Here is a 3,139-nt window from a genome sequence, read left to right as displayed (position 1 = left end):
ATAGCGGACGGCGCTGTTTAAAGCAACCGGGCCTTCCGCAAACCCCCCGGCAATCAATTTTAATTTGTGCGGGTAAATTGCCGCATCCCCTGCCGCGAAGATCCCGGGTATATTCGTTTCCATCGCGCCATTGACCTCGATCCGCTCGTCTTTCATTTTAAGACCCCAGTTTAAAATGCCACCATAATCGCCCTGAATGCCGTGGTTCACGACAACTTCATCGGCTTCAAGCCATATTTCTTCGCCCGTCCCGGCGTGTTTCACCGCAACGCGTTCGATCCTGTTGCCAGTCCCGTGCAGGGCTGAAATGCAGTAAGGGATAAAAAGGCGTGCATTTTTCACCATTTCGGACACATCGTATTCATGCCCGCTGAATGCTTCCCGCCTGTGGACGATCGTAATGCTTTCGGCAATCCCGGCCAGTTCGTTTGCCCAGTCAACTGCCGCATTTCCGCCGCCGGAAATCAGCACCCGCTTGTTGCGGAAGCGATTTAAGTCGTCGACGGCATAATGGAGATTGCCGGATTCATAGCGTTCTACCCCCGGAATATGTAGCTTAATCGGTTTAAAAATGCCCGCCCCGACGGTGAGGATAACCGTTTTTGTCAGGTGAAGGCCGCCGTTTTCCGTGCTTAACATAAAGATACCGTCCGGGCGCCGCTTTAAACCGGATACATGCTGATGAAAAAGGATCGTTGGCGAAAAAGTTTCCGCCTGCCGGATCAGTTCCTTCACAAGATCCCCGCCTGTTATTTTCCGGATCCCGCCAATATCCCGCAATGTTTTTTCCGGATAAAACATCGAGATTTTTCCGCCCAGCTGGCCGCTAGATTCCAGCACTTTCGTCTTTAATTTCCGCATGCCGCTGTAAAACGCCGTAAACAAGCCAATCGGCCCGCCGCCAATAATGGTTACATCGTAGATTTCATGGTCCAATGCCAAGATCCTCCAATCCCGCTCATAAAAAAAGTGGCTACGCCATTTGTGCGCGTACTTCTTTATACGGTTTAATCAAATCATAGGAAAGGCAAACCGGTTTTTTGCACCTCGGATCAAGCGCAATTTGGGCATCCAATCCGAAACATTCCCGCATCATTTCCGCTGTCACCACAGCTTCGGGGCTGCCCTCGTAAAGGATTTCGCCATCTTTCATGGCAACGATATGGTCCGCAAAACGGGCGGCCTGGTTTAAATCGTGCAGCACCATCACGATCGTGCGGTGCTCCATTCTGTTCAGCTCCTGCAAGAGTTCCAGCACTTCCAGCTGATGGGACAGGTCCAGATAGGTTGTCGGCTCATCCAGTAAAATCATTTCGGTATCCTGCGCAAGTGCGAGCGCAATCCAGACCCGCTGCCGTTGCCCGCCCGAAAGCGCATCCACAGGACGGTCTTTCAATTCTTCCGTCCCGGTCATTTCAAGGGCCCGGTGAATGGCTTTCCAATCTTCACGATTCAGCTTTCCAAACCTTTTTTGGTGCGGGTACCTGCCATAAGATACAAGTTCCGAAACCGTCAGTCCTTCCGGCACACTCGGAGACTGGGGCAAAATCGCAAGCTTTTGCGCAATTTTCTTTGTTGATTGTCTTGCCAGTTCTTTTCCATCCAAATAAACGGACCCGTTTTTCGGAAAGAGAATGCGCGCCAATGCCTTCAGCAAAGTGGATTTGCCGCATCCGTTCGGGCCGATGATCGCCGTCATTTTTCCGGCTGGTATATTTAAATTTAAGTTTTTAATAATTTCATGATCTCCATAGGCAACTTTTAAATTTTCTGCACAAAGCTTTGGCATCTCAGTTCCTCCTATGAATCTGGCATTAAATGAAAATGATTCTTAATATCAATTTCATTCTATAAGGTTTCCAAATAGGTGTCAAATCGATTTTTCACCGGCAATCTCCAGGTTTTTCCGCAATTTAAGCATTTCCTGCTGCCCTTCCTGTACTTTTGAAATTTTGCAAATTTTTTTCGGAGGAAAGGCTCTCCTTTTTTGGGCCTTTCCAGTTGGAATAAGGGTGTTCTTCCCCCGTATCCGCATGATGCCGGGTTTGGAAACATCAATATGTTCTTCCCGCAGCCAAAGCCGTCCATGCAACATGGACGGCAGGCCGCGAAAAGGATTATTTGATCGTTTTTAATACATCCCGGATCATCTCTTTGTTTGCAATCGCGCCAGAGTAAAGCCAGCCGGTATCAGCAGAAAATTCAGCTACATGGTGTTTCTTGACGGCAGGAATGCTTTTCCATAATGCATTGTCCAGCTCTGTTGCGTGGGTTTTATCGCTGTTAATCAAAAAAATATAGTCTGCATCCAGCTCGGTTAATTTTTCAAGCGAAATAGCATTCCAGTTGCTGGTTGCTTTTGCAGAAATTTCATTTACAACAGCCGGCACCTTCAAACCTAAATCATTGTACAGGACGTCCCCACTTGATACATTTTTCGATACGATAAAAAATTTATTGTTCACAAGCCAGATTGCAGCAGCAGAAGGCGCTTTTCCGTTTTTCGCCAGTTGTGCTTTTGCTTTCTTGGCTGTTTTTTCATAATCTGCGAGCACTTGTTTTGCCTTTGCTTCCTTGTTCAACACTTTCCCAACAGTAAGCAGTTCTTTTCTCCAGTCACTGTTTTGCTTTTTGCTTACGACAAAGGTCGGAGCGATTTTGCTGTATTGTTCATACTTCCCGCCTTCCACCATACTGGCATCGTCAATCAGGATTAAATCCGGCTTGAATTTTTGCACTTGTTCATAAGGCAGGTCGTAAGAAATAGCCGGTACCCCTTTCAGTAAATCGTCCTGCAAATATTCCTGAATGCCGTTGCTGACACTCCATTGTGCGACAGGCTTCACCCCGAGTGCAACAAGATGGTCTTCCAAATAAGTCGCAATGACGCGTTTCGGATGAGCCGGCACTTTTACTTTATGCCCCATCACGTCTGTTACCGTCCGGGTTTTTGAACCGCCGGCAGGCTTGTTTCCGTTTCCATTTCCGGACTGGCTGTTCCCGCAGGCAGCAAGGGCAACGGACAGAAAGACAATCCCGCATATTTGGAAAATCTTTTTTAATTTTAGATTGTAAGACATTTTCATCCCCCTGGCATTATGTTAAAATATTGTAGACAGATAAATGATAATGATTATCA

General features: G+C 47.2%; 3 protein-coding genes. All 3 read right to left on the bottom strand.

Annotated elements, in window-relative coordinates; translation table 11 throughout:
* Positions 1–936 (bottom strand): NAD(P)/FAD-dependent oxidoreductase (locus P9687_RS17260; protein ID WP_328228959.1); only part of this gene is annotated, 936 nt, incomplete at its 3' end.
* A gap of 37 nt (positions 937–973) precedes the next feature.
* Entirely contained in the window at positions 974–1,789 is an 816-nt protein-coding gene (locus P9687_RS17255; RefSeq protein WP_014096376.1) for an ABC transporter ATP-binding protein, read from the bottom strand.
* Positions 1,790–2,117: 328 nt separating this feature from the next.
* Positions 2,118–3,080 (bottom strand): ABC transporter substrate-binding protein, encoded by a 963-nt coding sequence (locus P9687_RS17250; protein ID WP_014096377.1) that lies wholly within the window; start codon positions 3,078–3,080, stop codon positions 2,118–2,120.
* Positions 3,081–3,139 lie beyond the last annotated feature (59 nt).

It is taken from the genome of Weizmannia sp. CD-2023 (genome assembly GCF_036225245.1).
Classification (GTDB): Bacteria; Bacillota; Bacilli; order Bacillales; family Bacillaceae_C; genus Weizmannia; species Weizmannia faecalis.
Note: the sequence above shows the minus strand (reverse complement) of the source record. Positions and strands in the feature narration are given on the sequence as shown.